The 22,522-nt window shown below is 40.0% G+C and carries 21 protein-coding genes and 3 tRNA genes; 12 read left to right on the top strand and 12 right to left on the bottom strand.

Going from position 1 to position 22,522, the window contains the following annotated elements:
• Positions 1-814 precede the first annotated feature (814 nt).
• The 4 genes from HJP15_RS18430 to uvrD all read right to left on the bottom strand — a co-directional run bounded on the left by HJP15_RS18430 (position 815) and on the right by uvrD (position 7,052).
• Positions 815-1,663: a chemotaxis protein gene (locus HJP15_RS18430; protein ID WP_170174312.1), complete on the bottom strand. Its 849-nt coding sequence runs from the start codon at positions 1,661-1,663 to the stop codon at positions 815-817.
• A 74-nt stretch (positions 1,664-1,737) separates the two neighbouring features.
• Positions 1,738-2,742 (bottom strand): ABC transporter substrate-binding protein, encoded by a 1,005-nt coding sequence (locus HJP15_RS18425; protein WP_249118581.1) that lies wholly within the window; start codon positions 2,740-2,742, stop codon positions 1,738-1,740.
• 73 nt (positions 2,743-2,815) lie between these two features.
• Positions 2,816-4,909: a GNAT family N-acetyltransferase gene (locus HJP15_RS18420; RefSeq protein WP_170174310.1), complete on the bottom strand. Its 2,094-nt coding sequence runs from the start codon at positions 4,907-4,909 to the stop codon at positions 2,816-2,818.
• Complete coding sequence (gene uvrD, locus HJP15_RS18415) at positions 4,887-7,052, bottom strand: DNA helicase II (RefSeq protein ID WP_054206360.1); 2,166 nt, start codon at positions 7,050-7,052, stop codon at positions 4,887-4,889. Before uvrD ends, HJP15_RS18420 begins: the two co-directional genes overlap by 23 nt.
• Positions 7,053-7,362: 310 nt before the next feature.
• Here uvrD and HJP15_RS18410 point away from each other — a divergent pair, with 310 nt between their 5' ends.
• Both HJP15_RS18410 and HJP15_RS18405 read left to right on the top strand, forming a co-directional pair.
• Entirely contained in the window at positions 7,363-7,581 is a 219-nt protein-coding gene (locus HJP15_RS18410; protein ID WP_054455563.1) for a hypothetical protein, read from the top strand.
• Positions 7,582-7,686: 105 nt separating this feature from the next.
• The gene (locus tag HJP15_RS18405; RefSeq protein ID WP_170174309.1) at positions 7,687-8,055 is read left to right on the top strand and encodes a YacL family protein; all 369 of its coding nucleotides are present in this window, start codon (positions 7,687-7,689) and stop codon (positions 8,053-8,055) included.
• 30 nt (positions 8,056-8,085) lie between these two features.
• On the opposite strand, the gene HJP15_RS18400 is transcribed toward HJP15_RS18405, so the two are convergent.
• Positions 8,086-8,715 (bottom strand): peroxiredoxin-like family protein, encoded by a 630-nt coding sequence (locus HJP15_RS18400; RefSeq protein ID WP_170174308.1) that lies wholly within the window; start codon positions 8,713-8,715, stop codon positions 8,086-8,088.
• A gap of 123 nt (positions 8,716-8,838) precedes the next feature.
• Between HJP15_RS18400 and HJP15_RS18395 the strand changes: the two genes are divergently transcribed.
• Positions 8,839-9,462, top strand: a complete 624-nt coding sequence (locus tag HJP15_RS18395) for a dUTP diphosphatase (RefSeq protein ID WP_054206364.1) — start codon at positions 8,839-8,841, stop codon at positions 9,460-9,462.
• Here the strand turns inward: HJP15_RS18395 and yrfG are convergent.
• On the bottom strand, positions 9,459-10,109 hold the full coding sequence (gene yrfG / locus HJP15_RS18390) for a GMP/IMP nucleotidase (protein WP_169328550.1): 651 nt from the start codon (positions 10,107-10,109) through the stop codon (positions 9,459-9,461). The genes HJP15_RS18395 and yrfG overlap by 4 nt on opposite strands.
• A 61-nt stretch (positions 10,110-10,170) precedes the next feature.
• Between yrfG and nudE the strand changes: the two genes are divergently transcribed.
• The 5 genes from nudE (at position 10,171) to HJP15_RS18365 (ending at position 12,044) form a co-directional block, all read left to right on the top strand.
• Complete coding sequence (gene nudE / locus HJP15_RS18385; protein ID WP_170174314.1) at positions 10,171-10,743, top strand: ADP compounds hydrolase NudE; 573 nt, start codon at positions 10,171-10,173, stop codon at positions 10,741-10,743.
• Positions 10,736-11,533, top strand: a complete 798-nt coding sequence (gene cysQ, locus HJP15_RS18380) for a 3'(2'),5'-bisphosphate nucleotidase CysQ (RefSeq protein WP_054206367.1) — start codon at positions 10,736-10,738, stop codon at positions 11,531-11,533. The genes nudE and cysQ overlap by 8 nt, the downstream gene beginning before the upstream one ends.
• Positions 11,534-11,673: 140 nt before the next feature.
• Positions 11,674-11,750: transfer RNA gene (locus HJP15_RS18375), tRNA-Met, on the top strand.
• 79 nt (positions 11,751-11,829) lie between these two features.
• Positions 11,830-11,906, top strand: a tRNA-Met gene (locus HJP15_RS18370).
• Positions 11,907-11,967: 61 nt separating this feature from the next.
• Positions 11,968-12,044: transfer RNA gene (locus tag HJP15_RS18365), tRNA-Met, on the top strand.
• Between the two features lie 512 nt (positions 12,045-12,556).
• Here the strand turns inward: HJP15_RS18365 and HJP15_RS18360 are convergent.
• Together HJP15_RS18360 and nfuA are read right to left on the bottom strand one after the other, a co-directional pair.
• Positions 12,557-12,829 (bottom strand): hypothetical protein, encoded by a 273-nt coding sequence (locus tag HJP15_RS18360; protein WP_054206368.1) that lies wholly within the window; start codon positions 12,827-12,829, stop codon positions 12,557-12,559.
• A 12-nt stretch (positions 12,830-12,841) separates the two neighbouring features.
• Entirely contained in the window at positions 12,842-13,417 is a 576-nt protein-coding gene (gene nfuA, locus HJP15_RS18355; protein ID WP_054206369.1) for a Fe-S biogenesis protein NfuA, read from the bottom strand.
• 145 nt (positions 13,418-13,562) lie between these two features.
• Here nfuA and HJP15_RS18350 point away from each other — a divergent pair, with 145 nt between their 5' ends.
• Positions 13,563-16,115 carry a M14 metallopeptidase family protein gene (locus HJP15_RS18350; protein ID WP_170174307.1) on the top strand — a complete coding sequence of 851 codons (2,553 nt, stop codon included), beginning with the start codon at positions 13,563-13,565 and terminating at the stop codon, positions 16,113-16,115.
• 18 nt (positions 16,116-16,133) lie between these two features.
• Here HJP15_RS18350 and HJP15_RS18345 read toward each other — a convergent pair whose 3' ends face one another.
• Positions 16,134-16,835 carry a ComF family protein gene (locus tag HJP15_RS18345; protein WP_054206371.1) on the bottom strand — a complete coding sequence of 234 codons (702 nt, stop codon included), beginning with the start codon at positions 16,833-16,835 and terminating at the stop codon, positions 16,134-16,136.
• A 58-nt stretch (positions 16,836-16,893) separates the two neighbouring features.
• Between HJP15_RS18345 and bioH the strand changes: the two genes are divergently transcribed.
• From bioH to HJP15_RS18330, 3 genes are all read left to right on the top strand, one after another.
• Positions 16,894-17,631 (top strand): pimeloyl-ACP methyl ester esterase BioH, encoded by a 738-nt coding sequence (gene bioH, locus HJP15_RS18340; RefSeq protein WP_170174306.1) that lies wholly within the window; start codon positions 16,894-16,896, stop codon positions 17,629-17,631.
• A gap of 100 nt (positions 17,632-17,731) precedes the next feature.
• Positions 17,732-18,040, top strand: a complete 309-nt coding sequence (locus HJP15_RS18335) for a hypothetical protein (protein WP_054206373.1) — start codon at positions 17,732-17,734, stop codon at positions 18,038-18,040.
• Between the two features lie 6 nt (positions 18,041-18,046).
• Positions 18,047-18,922 carry a putative metalloprotease CJM1_0395 family protein gene (locus HJP15_RS18330; RefSeq protein ID WP_170174305.1) on the top strand — a complete coding sequence of 292 codons (876 nt, stop codon included), beginning with the start codon at positions 18,047-18,049 and terminating at the stop codon, positions 18,920-18,922.
• Between the two features lie 156 nt (positions 18,923-19,078).
• On the opposite strand, the gene HJP15_RS18325 is transcribed toward HJP15_RS18330, so the two are convergent.
• From HJP15_RS18325 to HJP15_RS18315, 3 genes are all read right to left on the bottom strand, one after another.
• Complete coding sequence (locus HJP15_RS18325; protein ID WP_170174304.1) at positions 19,079-21,412, bottom strand: Tex family protein; 2,334 nt, start codon at positions 21,410-21,412, stop codon at positions 19,079-19,081.
• A 163-nt stretch (positions 21,413-21,575) separates the two neighbouring features.
• Entirely contained in the window at positions 21,576-22,157 is a 582-nt protein-coding gene (locus HJP15_RS18320; protein WP_169328131.1) for a CBS domain-containing protein, read from the bottom strand.
• 49 nt (positions 22,158-22,206) lie between these two features.
• A complete protein-coding gene (locus HJP15_RS18315; RefSeq protein ID WP_169328130.1) occupies positions 22,207-22,512 on the bottom strand; it encodes a hypothetical protein in 306 nt (101 codons plus the stop codon).
• Between the last annotated feature and the right edge of the window lie 10 nt (positions 22,513-22,522).

Here is a 22,522-nt window from a genome sequence, read left to right as displayed (position 1 = left end):
TGAAACGAAACAGCGCCGATGATAGTGTAGCATTTGTTATGTGAAAGTAGGTCATCGCCAGGCTCCAAATAAAGAAAGCCCGACTCACTGAGTCGGGCTTTTTTACGTCTGCAGGAAAGTGAAAAAGTGAGCAAGGTGCAAGGTGGTCAATGTCGCTCAGGCGTTCATCTGAAAGCAACACACCCTCATATATCGGTTGTCGCGATAAATCACGACCTACTGTTTTGCAATCAGCGTGCGGGTATTTTATTGTAGGTCAGGCTTTAGCCTGAAGGCATATACAGTATTCCCCAGAGCCCCATATACTCTCTTCTCAATATATTATTATTGAGAATCAGTGGTTTACGGTGTATTCGGAATGAGTTTAAATAAGAATAATACCAATCTACTTAGAAACGGGGGCTATTTAATTTCAAGAAAATTTTTCAAGAAAATTGCGCTATAACGAGGCAAAAGTTTTTAACGACGTTATAGCGTGATTTAATTCGTTAAATTGTTCAAATATTTATTCAGATTAGTATAGCGATAGCTCATAACTTTACTTTGCTTATGAACTACTTTACTAACGCTATATAGCTCACTAGTTTAATGCAATAGGTTTAGTATCGCTTTAGGTAATAATACCAATCGACTTAAATATTTAACCACTCTAGCGGGCTAAATAAAGCGCTAACTGTGTTATAAATTTTTCATGTAGAACAACTGCATGTCAAAATTTATGCCTTGTTATCACTGTATTTGCCTGTCGCTATAAGTGGTCAGTAACTTAACACGATTGGTATAATAACAAAAAGCTTGTTAAAAATATGAGCCCCTAGAATAAACCATAGCCTTCTGTTTCTTCAGCATGCTGCTGGGCTAAGTGAGCGGGGCGATATATAGCACTAGGATCTATGAGTACGCTGTGCTTACCTTCAAGCTTTATCAAGCCGCACATCATACTTTTAGTCTGAGGGTCTATATCAAAACCAATATCGGTAAGCTTATCAAGAGGTTTAATGTTCTCTTTTTGATAACTGATATTATCTTCAACTTTATCGACTAAAAGGCCTATATGAGGGGTTCGGCCATCTTTAGTGGTGAAAATAATGATAGGTTTATAGTCCAAAATTATTTGCTCTTTAGCGGATTCAAATAATCGAATTAGCTGCATAAAGCTATTGCTTCGCTCGTGGCTTAGTTCCTGTAAAGCCTGTTTAATCGCTCCTTGTTTAACTAATTGAATAATCATATTTGAGCGTTCATAAAGCCGCTCATAAGGAGTTTTAAAGCGCTCAATAATAGCTTGAAGATCTTCATTCTCGGTTTTAAAGTTGCTGTACCATTTAGTGAAGTTTGATTGTTGGATATCATCACTTTGATTAAATATTTGGTTTTGATTTATACTGTTTTCCAGTGCATTAAACCATTGATATTGCTTTTCTTCCCATTCGTTAAATAAGTTACTTAGTAGTTGATTACTTACTTGGGTAGATTGTTTATTGAGAATGAGCCCTAGATCAAAGATTGGAGTAGGCGTTTCCATATAATCTTTAACGCCAATGAAGCTTTTATTATCGTTTGGTAATGAGGTTAAATTATCTTCAAAGCGCTCTGTTAAAAGTATATCGAGAATCTTTAATGAAATAGTTTTCTGACCTACTCTAAAATTAATTAAATCCATACGTTCCTCACGTCCCAAATTAGTAATTTAAGGATAGAACATAATTTAGAAAAGACAGTGATTTCGCTGATTTTTTAGAAAACAGAACGATAGATTATACGTTTATTCTGGTCTGTTTTATTTACGAACAATGAGTTTATCTTTTTATCCTCACGGAATACTCTATTTAATTGTAGAATCAAACAGCGGCGCTGTAGTGGTAATGAACAGCGCTTTACAGCAGAACTAAACACCATTGCATTAAGATAGCCTTCAAAATGAAGCCGATTAGGCTCATCAATTTTTGCTAGGAGCATGTCTTTAATAAATTCACGGCACCAGTATGCATCACACTCTTTTGGATTAGGGACAACCTCAGTAACCATAAGTTTACTCGGCTGTTTAATGCGATCAAATAAGTCCTGACTTGATACAAAGGATACGCTTGTATAGTCAGGTGAAAAATTGAGTTGATAAGCTTTATTTATAAATTCAGCTAATGGTTTGTATGTACCGACAAGTGCAATGGCTGTTACATTACTGGATTTTAATTGTTTAAGTGCGCTATCTATATCATTGCTATTACGTCGGTAACGAGCAACTTGAATTGGTTTAAGGTTATAAGAAGCAAGCGATTTAATTAGGGCACTTTCGACAACATGGCCAAATTCATCGGCTTGAATTAAAAAACCAATTTTAGAGTGCTTCAACTCTTCTACGAGGTATTTAATTTGCTCTCGAACTTCATCATAGTAACTAGCACGGATGTTAAATACATTTATCGTTGGTTGGTGGTGTAAAAAATCAGCACCGCTATAGGGCATTAAATAAGGGGTTTTTACCCGTTCAAGAATAGGAGTAATTGCATGGCTTGTAGGAGTTCCCATTGCACCAAACAGAGCATCGACTTTATCTTGGTAAATAAAGTGACGAGTATTGCTGACCGCCCTTTTTGGTTCATAGCCATCATCAGCCACGAGTAGCTCTACTCGAGCTCCATTTATACCGCCATTGTTATTTATTTTATTAAAATAAGCATTACTACCTTGGTAAAGTTGCTCGCCAATTTGTTTAGCTGGGCCACTCAATGCTGTAGACATGCCTAATTTTATAACCTGCTTTTCCTCGGCATAGATAAAATTACTCATGAAAAGAAAAAGGAGTAAAAGAGTACTAAGGTAACTTTTTAAGTAAATATTGCTCATACCAGTTATTAACAGCCTGCTTAAATAGTTTATCGAGTGATTTTTTACCACTGATCTGGAAAACTATTTGTACTTTTTTTGGTGACCAGTTTTGTAATATTAGCCTAATAATAAGGTATTTGGTATTTTCATCACAATTGAAAAAACTGTTTGGTGTACGCCAGAGTGCGCGCCATAGTAAAGGCTTTATAGAAAATAGCTGATAATCTGTTGCTAATAAGGCTGTAAGACGTTGATCTAACTTGTTATCAACACTTTCCTGTGCACAGCCGTTTAGTATTTGTTCGACTAATTGCTGATCCAATTGACTGAAATGATCAAGGAGCTGTAATGCAAAGTCTGATTGAAAATGAGCTGCAAGATCATTAATTAATAGATCATCGTCAGTTAGGGGCTTAACCATTAGAGCCGCATGTTCAGCAGTGGCTTTATCTTGTGCGAAGCCTAGTTTAAGTAAGTCAAATCCAGCATTTTGCCAAAACTTGAGTAGTGTTGCATTAGCACCAAAACTTGCCCCAAACCAATGGCAAGTTGAGGCTAGTTGCTGTTCACAATGGCTAATAAGTTGCGAGCCAATACCTTTGCTATGTTCTGATGGTGCAACGGCAATACGAACAACACGAGCAGATAACTTTGTAAGTACGTCAGCATCAATACTTAGCTGGGCTAATGTTTGCGCCATTAAATGCCCTTGTGGACGACGCTTACCACTGACTATTTGTGCGCTTATATCAACGGGTAAACCACCTTCAATCGCAATTAAACATACGGCAATAATGCAATTTTGTTGCTGACACACAAATATACGCTGTCTAGTTGCATCGAGTAAATGGCGTAAGTCATTCACGCTGGTTTGGTAATGTGCTAATGCCAACAGTCCTATCACTTGGCGTAGTAAAACCTCATTTTTGGCAAGGTTCTGAGCATTTAATTCAGAAAAGTGAAGGGGGTTAGTATTCAGAACAATACTTTGATGATCCGCATCAAGTGCTAACAAATTACAAATATGCTGCTCGAGGGGATCATTCGCTGCAAAGCGGATTGGCTGTTCTAAAGTAACACTGCGCATATTTTTATAATGATGCTCCAAATAGTGTTTGAACTTTAATGTATACCCGCGACCGTTTCCTTCATAACCTATTATTGTGCTGGCAAATACAATACGAGGATAATGTGCGAGCATTTTAATTAGTAGTGGTACTGGGATCGCAGCGGCTTCATCAACCAGCAACACATCACATTCTGGTAGCTCATTAAGTAACTGATCGGGTGCAACATAATGTAGGTTGGCGAGTTGTTTATTTTGTGCTTGATAGGTGAGCTCTCGCTCTATTGCAAAGTGTTTAAAGCAGCTGTGCAAGGCATTAAATTGTTGTGAGCAAATGAGTATTTTTTTGCCTATTAATTTTGCGGCTGCAAGGCCCAAAGAGGCGGATTTTCCACGGCCGCGATCTGCACTGATTAATAATGGTCTATTGGCCCTTCCTGTCGCTGTTTTAACTATTTGATCGATACAATATTGTTGTTCAGTTAAGTCTATTTTACCAGCTAGCTGACTCGTGTTAGGTGATTGCTGCCAGCCTGTCTGTTGGCTCAAATGCAGTAATAGATCGTTACAGAGTAAACGTGCGAAGCGTTGGTTAAAATAACTGTATTGTTGCTGCGTTTCAAATGATTGAAACGCAGTAAGTGCAGGGTCGCACCAATGGTGTAACTCATTAAGCTCAGGTAACAGTAGAATAAACAACCCGCCAGTCTGGACAGTGCCACTGAGGGCTGCAAACTTATCAGGTACTAACCCACTAAACCCATCATAAATAACATGTTGAAATTCTTGGCCGAGAATCTGGTGAGTATGTTCGGGCCAAACACTGTTTGTGAGATCAGGACTGTTTGATAATACTTTTACATGCGGGTTGTTAAGTTGGTTGAGTAATTCATTAGCTTGCTGATAACACCAATTTTGTTCGCCAGTAATTAAGAGCAACTGCCTATGCTTAGCATAGGCAAGTTGCGTTAGAGTATTTTGTAGTAGCGAGTTAAATAGCTTGTAGTCGTGCATAAACAGTTACTAACCACTTACTACCAAAATCATCAAAATTCACTTGTACGCGAGATTGTGCACCACTACCTTCATAGTTAATAACTGTTCCCATACCAAACTTTGCATGTAATACATGTTGGCCTAAGTTAAAACCACTTTCTTCAAATGTGGCATGACTTACTGATGAGCTAAAACGTCCTGATGCAGGTGGGCGTGATACTTGTGTTTTAATGCGAATTTCTTCAATGCAATCCTCAGGCATTTCGCGTAAAAAACGTGACGGGCTGTGATATTTTTCTTGCCCGTAAAGGCGGCGAGTCTCGGCGTGACTGATATACAGTTTTTCCATCGCACGAGTCATGCCTACATAACAAAGGCGACGTTCTTCTTCTAAGCGACCTGACTCCTCATTACTTTGTTGTGAAGGGAACATACCTTCTTCAACACCCACCATAAATACCAGTGGAAACTCTAGACCTTTCGCTGAGTGTAAGGTCATCATTTGCACCGCATCTTCGTGCTCTTGTGCTTGACCATCGCCAGACTCGAGTGAGGTGTGCGCTAAAAAACCTTGTAAAGGAGAGCTATACTCTTCATCTTCTGGCAGCTCATATTGGCCACAGGCACTGATCAGCTCCTCTAAATTTTCTACACGAGCGCGGCCTTTTTCACCTTTTTCAGCCTGATACATCGCCATCAAACCTGATGTTTGAATCGCGTATTTGGCTTGCTCTTCTAACGTGAGATCGCTAATTTTATCTTCAATATGCTCTACTAGTTCAACAAACTTAGTAACAACGGTTGCTGCGCGGCCTGATAAATGTTGTTGCTCAACAATCGCTTTAGCGGCGTACCACAATGGTAATGATTCGCTACGGGCACAGTCGCGTATATGGCTCAGGGTTTTATCACCTATACCACGGGCTGGGGTGTTAATTACTCGCTCAAAAGCGGCATCGTCTTGGCGATTACCTACTAAGCGTAAATATGCGAGTGCATCTTTAATTTCTTGACGTTCAAAGAAGCGCATACCGCCATAAATGCGGTATTTTAAACCTTCTTGGAGCATAGCTTCTTCGAGAACGCGTGATTGTGCATTACTACGGTACAAAATAGCGGCATCTTGCAGGGCGTTCCCCGCGTTCAACCAGCTGCGTAATTTACTACTAACAAAGCGTGCTTCATCTAATTCGTTAAAGGCAGCATAAACTGAGATTGGCTCACCATCATTACCATCAGTCCAGAGGCTTTTTCCCATACGATCTGAGTTATTTTGAATGAGTGCATTAGACGCTTTTAGAATGGTAGCAGTAGAACGATAATTTTGTTCTAGGCGAATAGTTTCGGCCTTAAAGTCGGTTAAAAAACGTTTAATGTTTTCAATTTTAGCACCACGCCAGCCGTAAATACTTTGGTCATCATCGCCAACAATCATAATACTATTAGTGTCGCCTGCCAGCAATTTAAGCCATGCATATTGAATAGTATTAGTATCTTGAAACTCGTCAACTAACATGTGGGCAAAGCGTTGCTGGTAATGACGAAGCAAGGTGGGGTTATTTTTTATAACTTCAAAACTGCGTAGTAAAATTTCTGCAAAATCGACTAAACCGGCACGGTCACATGCTTCCTGATAAGCGGTATACACTTTTAACATCATTTGTTCGTTGATGTCATAAGCTTGAATATCTTTAGGGCGCAGGCCTTCGTCTTTTTTGGCACTGATATACCAACCAAACTGTTTAGCAGGCCATTTTTTATCATCAATATTCATGGCTTTTAATAAGCGCTTGATCATGCGCAGCTGGTCGTCAGAGTCTAAAATCTGAAATGCCTCTGGCAAATTAGCTTCGCGATGATGGGCGCGTAAAATACGGTGTGATAGGCCATGGAAAGTACCAATCCACATTCCACCAACAGGAGCTTGAAGGGCTTCTTCAACGCGAGAGCGCATTTCTTTAGCTGCTTTATTAGTAAAGGTTACCGCAAAAATACTGTAAGCCGAAGCTTGCTCAACTTGCATTAACCACGCGATTCGATGAACCAGTACTCGAGTTTTACCAGAGCCAGCACCAGCGAGCACCAACATATTTTGTAGTGGAGCAGCTACGGCATCCCGTTGTTTGTCATTTAAGCCATCGAGTAATTCTGAAACGTCCATCATCACGCCTTTTCAATCAATATTGAAGGCAGTATAACAGGTGTTTTTGTTAGGCTAAATAAAATACTGTTTTTATAAACAGTTAATTTAAAAAATGTTCTTTATTCTATTTAGTGAGTTTTTTAGCTAAGCTATCATGCGCATGATAATGTTGCCGTAGTAAATTTGACTTATATTTAGTGAAAATAACGATTTTGGTAAAAAGAAATGATGCTATGTTATTTTAAGTTTTTGATTTTAATCGGTTTTAATAATTGGCATGATGTGTGTAAGTATCTAATAAGAAATTAAATTAATAATTGAGGTTAACATGGCAGATCAAGGTTCTGGCGGTAATGTAATTGCGGCAATTTGTAATATCTTTTTTCCAGGTTTAGGGCAGTTGGTGCAAGGACGTATTTTGTCGGCTATCTTTTTTGCACTAGCCATTATTATAAGTTATGCGCTTGTTTATGTATTAATCGGTTTTGTACTAGTACCTATTATTTACTTATGGTCGATAATTGATGCCGCTCGCTATAGATCATGACGTTAGAAGTTAATAATAGCGCCCTTTGGCGCTATTATTGTTTTTGGTGTTGTGCTTTTACAATTTGGGTATAATTGCATAATTATAGGTTCATAAGTGATATATATGGAATATCAATTTATACGCGATCCAATCAGTGGCCTGCGCATTAAAATTAGCAGCGAACATGCAGTAATAGGCCGTTGGCTTAACGAAGAAATTGGTAAAGAAAAAATAGCCATGGTACAAGCATTAATAGCATCAGTTGCAAGTAGCTTTGAGCCATTGACTTTAAAAGGGCAAGAAATTGATTTGCTCTTAAATAAAGACGAAGCTATTTTTGAAGCGCACGCATTACACCAAGATTCTGAAGATTTAATCGCATATCAAGACGATGAGCTAATGCTTGAAGAAAATGGTTTAAGCAGTGGTTGTGGGTTTGAAGACTTTATTGATTTGATTAATTCATGGCAAGAATTTACTACAGGAAGGTAAGCAGAGCATAGGCTCTGCTATTTGGCTATATTACTGCTCAGACACTGATTTAACAGCAGCAAGTAATAAATTTTCGGTCAGACGTACTTTATAGTTAGGGTTAGCGTATTGAAAATGCACGAGCCCTTTTTTATCTACCACAAATACCGCAGGCACAGGCAGTGCAACTTTAGCTTTACCATCAAGGGACACAAAATTCACCCCTAGTTTATTACGGTAAATAGTCGCTGTTTTATCATCTAAATAAAATGCAAGGCCAAGCGCTTGGCTTAAGGTAAGGCTATCGTCAGAAAGTAACTGATAATTAGGGGAGTCAATTTTACTCTCAGCGAGCTTTTCAGGACTGTCTGGTGAGATTGCAATAATTTGTGCACCTAATTCAGCTAGTTCAGCTTCTATTTTTTGTATACTCGCAAGTTGCTTTGAGCAATACGGGCACCAGCCACCTCGATACACTATTAACACCGTTGTTTTTTCTGCAAAACGCTTAGTAAGATCAACATTGTGACCATCTTTATTCTTTAATGTTGTTGCAGGTATAGTCAGTCCAGGCATCAGTGGGCTGACTTTTTCAGCTGCTGAGGCAATATTCGTTGCGGTTGCAGCTGATACCGATGCTGTTATAAGCATAGAGCAAGCAAATAAAATAGGTTTTAGCATGTAATTCCCTTGGTAATTTTTGAAACGTGCGGCTTAGATGACAGACTAGCAAGATAAACAATTTCATCAAACTTAATTTATCTGTATTATTAGCAGTAATTAAATAGAGTAACTGGGATCGAAATGTCTGCCAATTTAAGTAAACTAGTAGTGATGCTAGAAATGCAAAATGCCATGAATACTAAAGTACATGACCAATGGTTTAGCCAAGGGTTTGAGTGGAATCGTGCTATTTGGGTTGAATGCGCTGAAATGCTTGATCATTACGGTTGGAAATGGTGGAAAAAGCAAACTCCAGATACCGAACAAGTTATTTTAGAGCTTGTTGATATTTTTCATTTTGGTTTATCGCTACGCATTGATGGTAAAACTAGTTACTTAGATTTAGCTAAGCAACTTGAACAACAGTTAAGTGCACCGCAGCAAGCTGATGACTTCAAACAAACATTAGAAATTCTAGCGGCGTCAGCTGTTGCAGATAAAACCTTTAACGCTGCTGCATTCGCAGGTTGCATGGTGCAAATAGGTATGGATATTGATGATTTATACCGTGGTTATGTAGGTAAAAATACGCTTAACTTTTTCCGTCAAGATCATGGTTACAAAGACGGTAGCTATATTAAAGAATGGCATGGACAAGAAGATAACGAGCATTTAGTTGAAGTAGTTAAAAGCCTTGATACTGAACATGCTGATTTTGCAAAGCTTGTATACCAAGGCTTAGAGGCGCGTTACCCTAAGAGTTAAGGGTGGACGTGGCTAAAATCAGTAATATTTAAATAGTCACTAATTTCATTGTGTGGTTGCTTGCTATCAGGGTTTGCAACCGCCAATAAATGACCAATACCAAACTCTTTCGCGGCTTTTAACACACTTAAACTGTCGTCAATAAATAGCGTTCGTTGTTTATCAAACCCTAAATCTGCATGTACTTGTTGCCACAAACTTTGATGCTCCTTACTTACACCGTATTGATGAGTAGACACCACACCATCCAAATAATTATCAATGGCTGTTTTTTCGAACTTTAAAATAACACTTTCAGGGTGCGCGTTGGTCAATAAAATAAGCTCTTTACCAGCTTGGCGCAGTGCAGTTAAAAAAGCAGGCACATCTTCACGTACTTTAATAAGGTGCTGTGTTTGGCGTTTAAGCTCCATAATTGGCAGATTAAGCTGCTGCTCCCAGTAATCTAAACAGTACCATTGAATTTGCCCATGAACTGCTTGATAACGTTTTGCAATATCAGCTTTTGCTTCATCCAAACCAATATTGCGCACAATAGCATGCTGCTCAGGAATAACGTTTAGCCAAAAGTGATTATCGAAATGTAAATCAAGGAGTGTGCCATCCATATCGAGTAATACAGTATCGATTTTTGACCAATTTAGCATAGGAATTTCCACTTATAGGGTTTATGATTAAACTAACTGCCATGATAGCAAATTAATGCCGATGACACAGAAAAAGCACCCAACACCACCTGAAATTCTCAGTGACGAAGTCGTCGCTAAAAGCCGTTTATTTACGGTTGAATCCTTAGAATTAAAATTTTCAAATGGCGAGCAGCGCCAATATGAGCGGATCCGTGGCGGTGGCCGGGGGGCGGTAATGATAGTGCCACTAAATATAGACAATGAACTGCTGCTAGTTCGTGAGTACTGTGCTGGCACCAATGATTATCAACTAGGCTTTCCCAAAGGGTTAATCGACCCCGGTGAAACACCAGAGCAAGCAGCAAACCGAGAACTTAAAGAAGAGGTTGGTTTTGGTGCTGAGCAACTCCAACCATTAAAAGTAGTATCAATGGCACCGAGCTACTTTAATGCGACAATGCATATTTTATTTGCTCAGCAGCTTTATCCGCAAACACTTATAGGTGATGAACCAGAACCATTAGTGGTTGTTAAGTGGCCATTAACCGATTGGCAGTCATTATTACAACAATCAGACTTCACAGAAGCACGAAGCGTTGCAGCTTTGCTATTATTAACTAAGCATTTAGAATCTGGAGCTGCCAATGAATAAATTACTAGAGCCTTGCATTGAACTTGCACAAAGTGCAGGGGCAGCCATTATGGCTATTTATAAACATGGTGATATCGGTCAACAAGAAAAGTCGGATCATACCCCTGTTACTAAGGCGGACTTAGCTGCAAATGATGTACTTGTCGCCGGCTTAAAAGCACTCGCACCCGATATCCCTATTATGTCTGAAGAAACGCCCATTCCTGCACTTGCGGATAGGCAAGATTGGCAACGTTATTGGTTGCTGGATCCTATGGATGGTACAGGGGAGTTTATTTTAGAAAGTGGTGACTTCGCTGTAAATATTGCCTTGATTGAAAATAATCGTCCGGTACTTGGTGTGATCTATTGGCCAGCAAAAGAAACCACTTATTTTGCTAGCTATCAAAATGGTGCATTTAAGCGTGTTGCCGGTATAGAGCAGCAGATCAATGTTGCTACCCCTGATAACCTAACTTTAGCCGTTAGCCGACGCCAAAAGATTGAAGCGGTGAGTCAATACTTAAATGCACAGTTTACAACCGTTGCAGTTGGCTCATGCTCTTTAAAGGCATGTATTGTTGCTGAAGGGAAAGCTGATTGCTTTTTACGTATAGGTCCAACGGGTGAGTGGGATACAGGCGCTTCACAAATTATTGTAGAAGAAGCGGGTGGTTGTATTACCGATGCCGAATTTAACCCGTTAACCTACAATCAGCGTGAAAGCACTGAAAATCCTGACTTCATTGTGATGGGGCACCCTGATTGGGAGTGGCAAAAAATGATTAATCCGCATCAAAGAGCACTTTAATTCGTATTTTGATTGCTTTTTGTTCGGTTGAACAGTTTTAAGTGGTTTAACTCTTGCATTATATTATGATTCCTATACTATAGCGCTCTCTTCGAAACAGGTTCGAAAACAATACGAAACTGTTGAAAAGAAATTACAGGCGCGGGATGGAGCAGTCTGGTAGCTCGTCGGGCTCATAACCCGAAGGTCGTCGGTTCAAATCCGGCTCCCGCAACCAAATTTTTATAAAAATTTGGTTACTGTAAACTCTTGGTTAGAGTGAAAATTAACTAGTCGATAGACTTTAAATACACAGGCGCGGGATGGAGCAGTCTGGTAGCTCGTCGGGCTCATAACCCGAAGGTCGTCGGTTCAAATCCGGCTCCCGCAACCAATTTTAAATTGGAAGCCAAGTTGTCATGTATAGCAACTTTAAATAACTCTACAATTTCAGGCGCGGGATGGAGCAGTCTGGTAGCTCGTCGGGCTCATAACCCGAAGGTCGTCGGTTCAAATCCGGCTCCCGCAACCACTGAAATAATAATTTCAATTAAATCGACACGCCTAAAGCGTGTTTTTTTATGCCTGAAATTTAGTAACACGCATAGACTGGGTTGCTCATAAACACTGGCTCCCGCAACCACTGAAATAAAAAATAGTAATATTAAACAGACGCGCCTAAGCGTGTTTTTTTATGTATGAAATTAAGTGAAATGCATAGATTGGGTTGCGTATAACCCGAAGGTCGTCGGTTCGCTTTTCATAAACTCAGGCTCCCGCAACCACTGAAATAAAAGTGAAAAGTAAGAATGAATCGACACTCTATATGAGTGTTTTTTATGTCTGAAATTTAGTGAAATGCTTATATCAATTTTATTAAAAACATGGTCATGCTAGCAAATTAAATTACTCACTAACTACGTTAAAAATTACTTATATAGAACAACTGCATATCATAATTTTTGCATTGTTATTGAGCCATTTTCTTGTCGCAATAATAGATCACTAATTTAATGCAATTGGTATATTAGGCTGTTATGAATCTTACTTCCAAAGATCTGGGTCGTCATTTGCGTTTAAATTACTATTGTTGAGGACTTGTGCGAATCGATTTGCAAAAATACCTAAATATCCCCATGCCGCAAAGAATATTGCAGTGACAAGAATAACCAAACCAATTATTTGCAGGCTGAAGTGAGTATAGTAACCAAGGGCAATAAATATCACGGCCAGCACAAACAGTGCAAGGCCGCGTAAAAAGCGTTTTAAGCTGAGCTTAGGCTCTGAGCCTAAGCGATATATCAGCGGCTTTAACATAGCTGAAGACTATTAATAGTAAGAATGTTCGCCAGCTTTGTGATCAGTTATATCAGCAACGCCAGTGATTTCGTCAAACTTAGCTATCATTTCTTTTTCGATACCTTCTTTTAACGTGACATCGATCATTGAGCAACCATTACAACCACCACCAAATTGTAAAACTGCAATACCTTCTGCCGTTACTTCAACAAGGCTTACTTGGCCACCGTGGTTTGCTAACTGAGGGTTAACCTCGGTTTCTAGCATGTGTTGGATGCGCTCATTAAGTCCTGCGTCATCACCAATTTTACGTGCTTTAGCATTTGGCGCTTTAAGGGTCAGCTGTGTGCCCATATTGTCGGTGACGAAATCGATTTCAGCTTCTTCTAAGAAAGGTGCGCTTTCAGCATCAACAACAGCATCAAAACCATTAAATGGTAGACGAATATCGCTTGCTTCTACAGCATCTTCAGGGCAATAAGAAACACCACATTCCGCTTGTGATGTACCAGGGTTAACAACAAACACACGGATGTTTGTTTTCTCAGCTTGGTCAGCTAATAATTTTGCAAAATGCGATTGTGCGGTTTCGGAAATAGAAATCATAAAACAACTATACTTGACTAAATTACTCGGATACTGGTTATCATACTCCGCTCATCGCGTTGTCGCCAGTGTTGAGCGTAAAAATTTGGCATCTATTTTAAGCAATGATAGCGTGCAAACATTGATCATTAAATGAGTGTTTTATATGCGTTTGATAATAACAATCTTTACACTATTACTAAGTTTTTCTTGTTTAGCCCAACCTCTTTCTTATTATTTTGAAGAAGACGTTAAATTTGACCCAATGATCCCCACTCCAGAGCAGGTTTTAGGCTATGAAGTAGGTCAGTGGCATGTACGTCATGATCAGTTAGTGCGCTATATGGAGGTGTTAGCACAAAAAAGTGATCGTATAAATTTTGAGGTAATAGGTCGGACTCACGAGCAGCGCCCATTAGTCATGCTAACGATTACCGCGGCTGATAAATTACCTAAAGTTGAACAAACCCGTCAGGCACATTTAGCACGTTTATCTGATAAAGAAAAAGCGAAAGCAGTGAATCAACCTGCCGTTGTTTGGATGGGTTATAGTGTGCATGGCAATGAATCTTCTGGCAGTAACTCAGCCTTATTAGTGGCGTATTATTTAGCTGCGGCGCAAGGAAAAGAGATTGATACGCTATTAAATAATACGGTCATTTTACTTGATCCTTCATTAAATCCAGATGGTTTAGCCCGTTTTGCTAATTGGGCGAATAGTAATCGCGGGATGAATTTGTCATCGGATCCACAAACCCGTGAACACGTTGAAAGCTGGCCAAGTAGCCGTACTAACCATTATTGGTTTGATTTAAATCGCGACTGGCTACTACTACAACACCCTGAATCGCGCGCGCGGATTGCTAAATTTCACCAGTGGAAGCCAAATATTCTGACAGACTTTCATGAGATGGGACCAAATAGCACATACTTTTTTCAACCTGGTATCCCTACTCGTAAACACCCAATAACACCAGATGAAAATGTTAGCTTAACGAAGGCAATTGCTAATTACCATGCAAAAACACTGGATGAGCATAACGCCTTGTATTTTACTGAAGAAAGCTTTGATGATTTTTATTATGGTAAAGGTTCAACATACCCTGATGTGAATGGTGGCGTGGGCATTTTATTTGAACAAGCGAGCTCACGAGGTCATTTACAAGACACGATAAATGGTCCGCTGAGCTTTGCTTTTACTATCAAAAATCAACTATTAACAAGTATGTCGACGTTTCAAGCGGCAATAGATAATCGCCAAGCGTTACTCGACTATCAAGCTAGTTTTTATAATCATGCTGTAGAACTTGCTAATGATGAAGATTACAAAGGTTATGTAGTGCAAGGCGGCGTTGATACTGCCCGTATTGAGCTATTCTTAGATTTATTAAAACAGCACAAAATTAGTGCTTATCCACTTAACAAAAGTGTGAAAGTAGGCGGTAAAAACTTTACAACACACAGTTATTTTGTGCCACTTGCACAACCTCAATTTCGTTTAGTGAAAGCTTTATTTAGCGAACAAAAAAGTTTTGTTGATAACACCTTTTATGATGTATCTGGCTGGACCTTGGCGCATGCCTTTAATTTAGAATTTGCAGCAGTAAAAAGTGGCTGGGGATTAGATGTGAGTAAAGCCGCGTGGCAACAGCCAGAGCAAGCACAGTTTGCAACGTTGGGTACGCATTATGCGTTTGGTTTTAAATGGGATAATTATTTAGCGCCTAAAATGCTTAATAAGTTATTGCAACAAGGTGTGCAGGTACGTGTGGCACTTAGCTCGTTATCAGCAAAGTCACTTACTCATACTGAAGAATTTGCGGCTGGAAGCATTATTATTCCTGCTGGTATTCAAACTAATCCGCAGTGGGTTACGCTCTTAAATAGTGCTCAGAATGAATTTGGCATAGCGATCACACCGATCACTTCAGGTCTAACAGCTAAAGGGGCTGATTTAGGCTCAAGAACACTTGCCGTAGTGAAAGCACCTAAGGTGCTGCTTGTTGGTGGTCAAGGGACTAGTCAATACGAGGTCGGTGAGGTGTGGTATTACTTAGACCGTTTTGTTGGCGTGGCACCTACGATAGTTGAAATGGAGCGCTTTGGTAATTTAGAGTTGAGTGATTACAGCCATATTGTATTGGCGCATGGTAATTATAATAAGCTGTCAGATGCTGATAAAGTAGCGATTAAAAGTTGGGTGCGTAAAGGTGGCGTTATTTGGGGGCACAAAGGTGGAGCAAAATTTTTAGTTGATCAACAGTTATTAAAAACCAGTTACTTATCACGCCAGGATGTCGCCAGTGCATTTAAAACAGATGGGCTAAATTATGGCGATAAAGATCACTTATCTGGACGCCAACGTATTGCTGGAGCGATCTTTAATACTAAAGTTGATTTAACTCACCCTCTTACCTTCTCATTGCAACGAGACACCTTGCCCGTATTTAAAAATAGTACTTGGTTGCTTGAAATGTCAGCAGCACCATTTGTTAATGTGCTGCAATATACTCAAAAGCCATTACTAGCTGGTTTTACGGATGATGTGAATGTTGAACAAGTTACTGGAGCAGCGGGTTTAGTTGCTCACTCATACGGGCGTGGTAATGTAATCGGCATGACTGACAACCCAGTATTTAGAGGTTACTGGTATGGCACAAGTCGGCTATTAAGTAATGCATTATTTTTCGGTCATACATTTCGAGCAAATGGGCAATAGTGTCAATTTGCACAAGAGTTAATGTTCTAGTGGCGTTAGGCAAGTAACAAATGTCCATACTTGTTTAGCGCCAGCGTGTTTAAGTGCCATGGTGGCAGCATTGAGTGTTGCCCCTGTGGTCATAACGTCATCAATAATAGCCACCGTTTTTCCTGTCATATCTGTATTACACACAAATGCATTATTTAAATTTTTTATACGTTTAGCTTTACTTAGCGAGGACTGCGCTTGTGTTTTTTTAGTGCGTTGTAAACTCTGAAAATCAACATTTTCGTTTATTAGGCATGGTAGCCAACATTGCGCTACTTGATTAAAACCACGTTGTAGAAAACGTTGAGGATGCAAAGGTAAAATAATAAATATATCAGGCCATGACTCGCTATTGAGTTTGTAAATTTCTAGTTGTTGCTTAATCACAAGTGATAGTGCTTTTTTATAATGGATCTGATTGCTAAATTTAAGCTGTGTGAGCCAATGATCGAAAGGTGCGCGATACCATGAACAGGCAAATAAGCGATCAAACTGGCAGTCAGGAAATAACTCGACTATATCTGGGCGATATAACAAGTTTGGATGGGCTGTAATATCGAGCAACGCTAGATCTGCTAAGCAATGTTCGCATAAGCAGTGTTTTGTTAAAATAACACTCTGACATTGCACACAAAACGAAGGAAAAAACCAGTCAGATAAATGTTGTATTCGTTGATTAAAACCACTCATTGCATTCAGTCCTTGAAGCGCTATTATGAGCACTAAGTTTGGATGAGGATTGATAAAAATGCAAAATGAGTTGGTGTTACTACATGGCTGGGGGATGAATCAAGGTGTATGGAAAATCATTTTTCCGGAACTGGAGTTCTTACATGCAGGCGTTGTGCGGTGTATGAATTTACCCGGCTATGGCGACAGTCAAGTGTGGCCAACACCGTATAACTTGCATGATGCGGCTAAGCAGTTAAGTGAACAATTACAACCTAACTCTATTTTAGTGGGCTGGTCATTAGGGGGGCTATTTGCATTATATATTGCCAAACATTGGCCTGAAAAAGTAGCTAAAGTGCTATTAGTAGCTTCAAGTCCATTCTTTGCAGAAACAGAGGGCTGGCCGGGTATTAAAGAAAATGTTTTAACGGCTTTTAAAGAGCAGCTAGTTACACATCGTGAAAAAACCATAGAGCGATTTTTAGCTATTCAAGCAATGGGAAGTACGAGTTCACGTGATGATATTAAACAGTTAAAAAAATTACTGAACGAATACCCTGCACCACAAGAATGTGCACTAAGCGCAGGGCTAGATATACTACAAAGTGATGATTTACGCGATATCTTTAGCAATTGCCCGGTGCCCATTAGAGGCGTTTTTGGGCGTTTAGATGCATTAGTACCGTACCGTGGCATAGCAAAAATGCAGGCACTGAATAGTGACTTTGAGTATGAAGTGATTGATAAAGCTTCCCACGCACCGTTTATTTCTCATAAAAAAGAGTTTTTATCTGCCGTCAAATCAATGCTTTGAAAAGTAATATCGACATAGCATTAAAAAGCCGATAGTAAAGCTTTATTTTGTGTATTTTATGAGCGATAATTAACCAATATATCATTGGTGGAGGTGTAGTATGCCAATCGGATCTGTATTTAATAGTGGTGTTGAAGGTTTTAACCGTGCCAGTCAAGGCATAGAAAAAGCCAGCGCAGAGATAAACCGCGCCAGCATTGAACAACAAGATGATGCGCAGTTAGCCCAGCAGCGTCAGTTGCAAGCTGCACGCCCAGAAGAAGCGATAACAGCGCCTGTATCGCAACCGCCAAAAATTGACGAAGCATTAGTAAACTTAAAAGTTGAAGAGTTTAATGTTAAGGCAAATACGCAATCGATACAGACAGCAGACGAAGTGCTTGGCACTTTGATTGACGTTAGAGTTTAATAGACTATGAATATTGTCACGCCATTTCCCAGTATTAATATAAACACTGCAAATGTGCATACGGAAACCGCTCGGCGTGACAATCAACTACGGGAAGTTATACCTGCCCCAGCGGCTGCAAAGCCTTCTAATACCGACAATAAAGCACTTGGCGATAACGAAAAAGCTAAGCAACCCGGCTCAACTGATGTTGGTACTTATGATGCTAAAGGTAAGCTTGCTGATGAAAAGGTAATTGAAGAGCGCCAGCAAAGCGATGGTGAGCAAAACCCTGAGCAAAACGAAGAGCAACAAGAAGCTAAAAAAGAACAGCAGAAGAAAGAGCAAGTAACCCAGCAAGAGCAGCAAGATGCAGCTCAAATTAAAGAACTTAAAGCACGAGATACCGAAGTACGTATTCATGAGCAAGCGCATGCGTCAGTTGGTGGGCAATATGCCGGCTCGCCAAGTTATGATTATCAACGAGGGCCAGATGGCACTAATTATGCCGTTGGTGGTGAAGTGCAAATTGATGTTGCTGAAATAGAAGGCGATCCAAAAGCAACCATTGAAAAAATGCAAACGGTACGAGCAGCTGCACTTGCTCCTGCAGAGCCTTCAGGTGCTGACCGTTCAATTGCAGCTGATGCTACGCAAAAACTTGCAGCAGCGCAGGCTGAGCTTGCAACACCTGCCGCTGATGACGAGAGTGAATCAAATCGATCTACTTTTAAAGTAGATAATGGTTTAGCTGAAGATGAGCAAATAATTTCAGCTACAAATACAGAAACAGCAACTGCTAAGCGTGATGCAGATGTAGAGGCGCGCGCTGGTCGCATTGCGCAATTCTACCAAGGTGCTACCTCGGCTTACGGACAGTCAGGGTTTTCTGCAACTATATAATTCACTGTCCGGAATTAGTTGACCACAACAATTAGTATCACACCGTAAATACTCTATATAAAAATAGCTTTGATTTAAAAATAAAAAGCGCCTTTAGTCTAAACTAGGGCGCTTTTTATTATCTAAATAATAATCACTAATTTAATGCAATTGCTATTATTTTTTCACTTTTGCATTTGCGAAGGCATCTGCAAAAGCATTCCCCATTAAGGCATTACCAGTATCGCGCTTTGGCTTTGCTGCACGAGGTTGGTGATTATTGCTGCGATTATTGTTTTGTGGCTTTTGATTTGCAGCTGGGGCTGCTTTATTACTGGTATCAATGTCATCATCCAAGCGCATAGTAAAGCTGATGCGTTTACGTGGGGCATCTACTTCAACTACTTTTACTTTAACAATATCGCCGGCTTTTACTACTTCACGCGGATCAGAGATAAACTTATTAGTAATAGCCGATATATGCACCAAACCATCTTGATGAACACCAACATCAACAAAAGCACCAAAGTTAGCGACGTTTGATACAACACCTTCTAAGATCATACCCGGTTGTAAATCGCTGATTTTTTCAACACCCGCTTTAAACTCTGCAGTTTTAAACTCAGGGCGAGGATCGCGACCAGGTTTGTCTAGTTCGCTGATAATGTCTGTCACGGTGGGCAAGCCAAATTTATCATCGATATAGTCATTCGCAACGAGTTTATTAAGTAGATCTGAGTTACCAATCAGGCTGCTCACATCTAGACTATTTTGTTCGCAAATACGTTTTACAACAGGGTAAGCTTCAGGGTGAACTGATGAGCTATCAAGCAGATCGCTACCATTACTAATTTTCAAGAAGCCAGCAGCTTGCTCAAAAGCTTTTGGTCCTAAACGTTCAACTTTTTTAAGTTGTGAGCGCTTAGTGAAAGAGCCGTTAGCATCGCGGTAGTTAACTATATTTTGTGCTAGGGTTTTATTTAAACCAGACACGCGAGTAAGTAATGGTACTGACGCCATGTTTAAATCGACGCCAACTAAGTTTACGCAATCTTCTACAACAGAGATAAGGCTTTGCCCAAGTTGGCTTTGCGATACATCATGCTGATATTGGCCTACACCAATTGATTTAGGTTCAATTTTAACAAGCTCAGCTAGAGGGTCTTGCAGGCGACGCGCAATTGAAACCGCACCGCGTATAGATACATCTAAATCTGGAAACTCATTAGCGGCAAATTCTGATGCAGAATATACAGATGCGCCAGCTTCACTGACCATGATTTTATTGAGTTTAAGCTCACTATTTGCTTTTATTAACTCAGCAACAAGCTTGTCTGATTCACGAGAAGCGGTGCCATTACCAATCGCAATCAACTCAACTTTATGCTGACGACATAGTTGCTCTAATGTCCGAATGGATTTATCCCAATGATTTTGTGGGGCATGAGGGAATATAGTTTGAGAGGCAAGTAGTTTGCCGGTGCTATCAACAACCGCTAGTTTACAACCAGTACGTAAACCAGGATCTAGACCTAAAGTGGTACGAGGCCCCGCAGGTGCTGCCATTAATAAATCTTTAAGATTCTTAGCAAATACATCGATTGCACCCGTTTCAGCTTTTTCGCGCATTGCAGCTAAAAATTCATTTTCTAAATGCAGACCAAGTTTCACTTTCCATGCCCATTGCACAACAGTTAATAACCATGGGCTGGCAACTTGGTTTTTAATATCAAGGCGGTAATGATCTGCAATCATAATCGCACACATATGTGCCGGGTTTTCAACGCTTGGTTCAGGGTTGATACTCAGCTGCAAAATACCTTCGTTACGTGCGCGCAGCATTGCTAAAGCACGGTGCGATGGGATTTTTTTGAGTGCTTCTTGGTGCTCAAAATAATCACGGTATTTGGCACCGGTTTGTTCTTGGCCTTTGATCAAGCTTGCTTCAATTTGGCCATGTTGGCTGATATGGCGACGGAATTTTGCGAGTAATTTAGCGTCTTCGGCGAAGCGTTCCATTAAGATGAATTTTGCACCTTCAAGGGCTGATTTTGTATCTGCAATAGACGCTTGTGGATTAATAAATTGTTTGCTTTGCTGCTCTGGATCTAATGAAGCATCGTTAAAAAGTGCATCTGCGAGAGGTTCAAGCCCTGCTTCTATCGCTATTTGGCCTTTAGTGCGGCGCTTAGGTTTATAAGGAAGATATAGATCTTCAAGCTCCGTTTTGCTGTCAGCACGGTTAATGTCGGCTTCTAAACTCGCGCTTAATTTATTTTGCGTTTTAATGGTGGCTAAAATAAATGCTCGACGCTCTTCAAGCTCGCGCAAGTATGATAGGCGCTGCTCTAATAAACGTAGCTGAGTATCGTCTAGGCCACCTGTAACTTCTTTACGGTAACGCGCGATAAAAGGAACGGTCGCGCCCTCATCAAGTAACTTTGTGGCAGCGATGACTTGCTGTTCTTGAGCATTTAGCTCGGTGGCTAAACGTGCAGAGATATTGCTCATGCAAAAACCTTATTAAACAATTTTAAAACCAGAACGATAGTTTTGGCGTGATGAATTGCTTGAATAATATCACAGCGTGGCTTAATAAAAAGGCCTTAAAGCATGCTATTTATATACTTTAGGGCCTTTATAATAGGAGAGTTATTTAAATAAACAATCGTACTTAATGAGGGTGCTCAACTTGCTCTAGAACTTCACTAAAACCGTGAGCAATAGGGCTAATATGAACAGGTATTTGCAATGTTTTAGCTATTTCACGCGCGGAGATCAAACCGCAAATTTCATTGTGTGCCGTTGTTACTAGTAAAAACATGATACCGTGGTGCTCCATGGTTTGTAGTGCATCGCCAATGCAGGCGTAACCTAAACTCTGCATACTCACACCTGTTAAATGAGCGATCGGTGTCATCACATGGCGTAGGCTAACATCTTCGCGTGACACGTTTAGGCGTTGCGCTAGCATCATAATTTTTGAACTTTGTAGGTCTGCACTTGATACAACCCCGAGCAATTTCTCTTTATCGTCAACCACCAAGATAAAGTCAGTGTGTTGGTTGTTGGTTTGCTTTAATGCATCAACAATATTTGTTTCGTAATGCGCTCGTAGTGGATCTTTTTGGGTGAAATTATTCACCATTTTTAAAGCCGGAGACGTTAAATCGATTAAAGGTTGAGTGTCGCTGTAAGTGTGTGACAACACGCCTTTAGAGATATCTTGAGTACGTAATTCTTTGAAATTAGTCATAGTAACCACCAAAAATGTTATTAAATTTAATTAAGTTCTAAAAAATGAATTAAATAGAATAAGCTGGTGGTCCTCGCTGATAAGCGTGATTAAAAGGTTTAGCTAAATGTGCGCCCAAGTAAAACGACTGGGGAGTGTCGGGGAGTGGTTGAAGTGCCCCTAGAGACAGCCCGTTGTCATGAGTATCTATGTCAACGTCAAGGTTTGCTTGGTCGGGAATATCACAAGCAATGTAGTTAGCATTGGTGTGCTGCGCTTGATTGTCAAAATCATGCGCAAGTACAGTCAAACTCACACTCATTAAGAGTGTAAATAACATGGCATGACTGCATATGCGATGTAATAAGTTTGACATGAAACGACCT

The sequence above is a fragment of the Pseudoalteromonas sp. NEC-BIFX-2020_002 genome (assembly GCF_013002825.1).
GTDB classification, from domain to species: Bacteria; Pseudomonadota; Gammaproteobacteria; order Enterobacterales; family Alteromonadaceae; genus Pseudoalteromonas; species Pseudoalteromonas neustonica.
Note: the sequence above shows the minus strand (reverse complement) of the source record. Positions and strands in the feature narration are given on the sequence as shown.

Excerpts from the sequence above, each read along its gene's own strand:
- HJP15_RS18430 (WP_170174312.1), bottom strand. The coding sequence starts at position 1,663 with ATGGATTTAATTAATTTTAGAGTAGGTCAGAAAACTATTTCATTAAAG.
- HJP15_RS18425 (WP_249118581.1), bottom strand. The coding sequence starts at position 2,742 with ATGTCTACAGCATTGAGTGGCCCAGCTAAACAAATTGGCGAGCAACTT.
- HJP15_RS18420 (WP_170174310.1), bottom strand. The coding sequence starts at position 4,909 with ATGCACGACTACAAGCTATTTAACTCGCTACTACAAAATACTCTAACG.
- uvrD (WP_054206360.1), bottom strand. The coding sequence starts at position 7,052 with ATGGACGTTTCAGAATTACTCGATGGCTTAAATGACAAACAACGGGAT.
- HJP15_RS18410 (WP_054455563.1), top strand. The coding sequence starts at position 7,363 with ATGGCAGATCAAGGTTCTGGCGGTAATGTAATTGCGGCAATTTGTAAT.
- HJP15_RS18405 (WP_170174309.1), top strand. The coding sequence starts at position 7,687 with ATGGAATATCAATTTATACGCGATCCAATCAGTGGCCTGCGCATTAAA.
- HJP15_RS18400 (WP_170174308.1), bottom strand. The coding sequence starts at position 8,715 with ATGCTAAAACCTATTTTATTTGCTTGCTCTATGCTTATAACAGCATCG.
- HJP15_RS18395 (WP_054206364.1), top strand. The coding sequence starts at position 8,839 with ATGTCTGCCAATTTAAGTAAACTAGTAGTGATGCTAGAAATGCAAAAT.
- yrfG (WP_169328550.1), bottom strand. The coding sequence starts at position 10,109 with ATGCTAAATTGGTCAAAAATCGATACTGTATTACTCGATATGGATGGC.
- nudE (WP_170174314.1), top strand. The coding sequence starts at position 10,171 with ATGACACAGAAAAAGCACCCAACACCACCTGAAATTCTCAGTGACGAA.
- cysQ (WP_054206367.1), top strand. The coding sequence starts at position 10,736 with ATGAATAAATTACTAGAGCCTTGCATTGAACTTGCACAAAGTGCAGGG.
- HJP15_RS18360 (WP_054206368.1), bottom strand. The coding sequence starts at position 12,829 with ATGTTAAAGCCGCTGATATATCGCTTAGGCTCAGAGCCTAAGCTCAGC.
- nfuA (WP_054206369.1), bottom strand. The coding sequence starts at position 13,417 with ATGATTTCTATTTCCGAAACCGCACAATCGCATTTTGCAAAATTATTA.
- HJP15_RS18350 (WP_170174307.1), top strand. The coding sequence starts at position 13,563 with ATGCGTTTGATAATAACAATCTTTACACTATTACTAAGTTTTTCTTGT.
- HJP15_RS18345 (WP_054206371.1), bottom strand. The coding sequence starts at position 16,835 with ATGAGTGGTTTTAATCAACGAATACAACATTTATCTGACTGGTTTTTT.
- bioH (WP_170174306.1), top strand. The coding sequence starts at position 16,894 with ATGCAAAATGAGTTGGTGTTACTACATGGCTGGGGGATGAATCAAGGT.
- HJP15_RS18335 (WP_054206373.1), top strand. The coding sequence starts at position 17,732 with ATGCCAATCGGATCTGTATTTAATAGTGGTGTTGAAGGTTTTAACCGT.
- HJP15_RS18330 (WP_170174305.1), top strand. The coding sequence starts at position 18,047 with ATGAATATTGTCACGCCATTTCCCAGTATTAATATAAACACTGCAAAT.
- HJP15_RS18325 (WP_170174304.1), bottom strand. The coding sequence starts at position 21,412 with ATGAGCAATATCTCTGCACGTTTAGCCACCGAGCTAAATGCTCAAGAA.
- HJP15_RS18320 (WP_169328131.1), bottom strand. The coding sequence starts at position 22,157 with ATGACTAATTTCAAAGAATTACGTACTCAAGATATCTCTAAAGGCGTG.
- HJP15_RS18315 (WP_169328130.1), bottom strand. The coding sequence starts at position 22,512 with ATGTCAAACTTATTACATCGCATATGCAGTCATGCCATGTTATTTACA.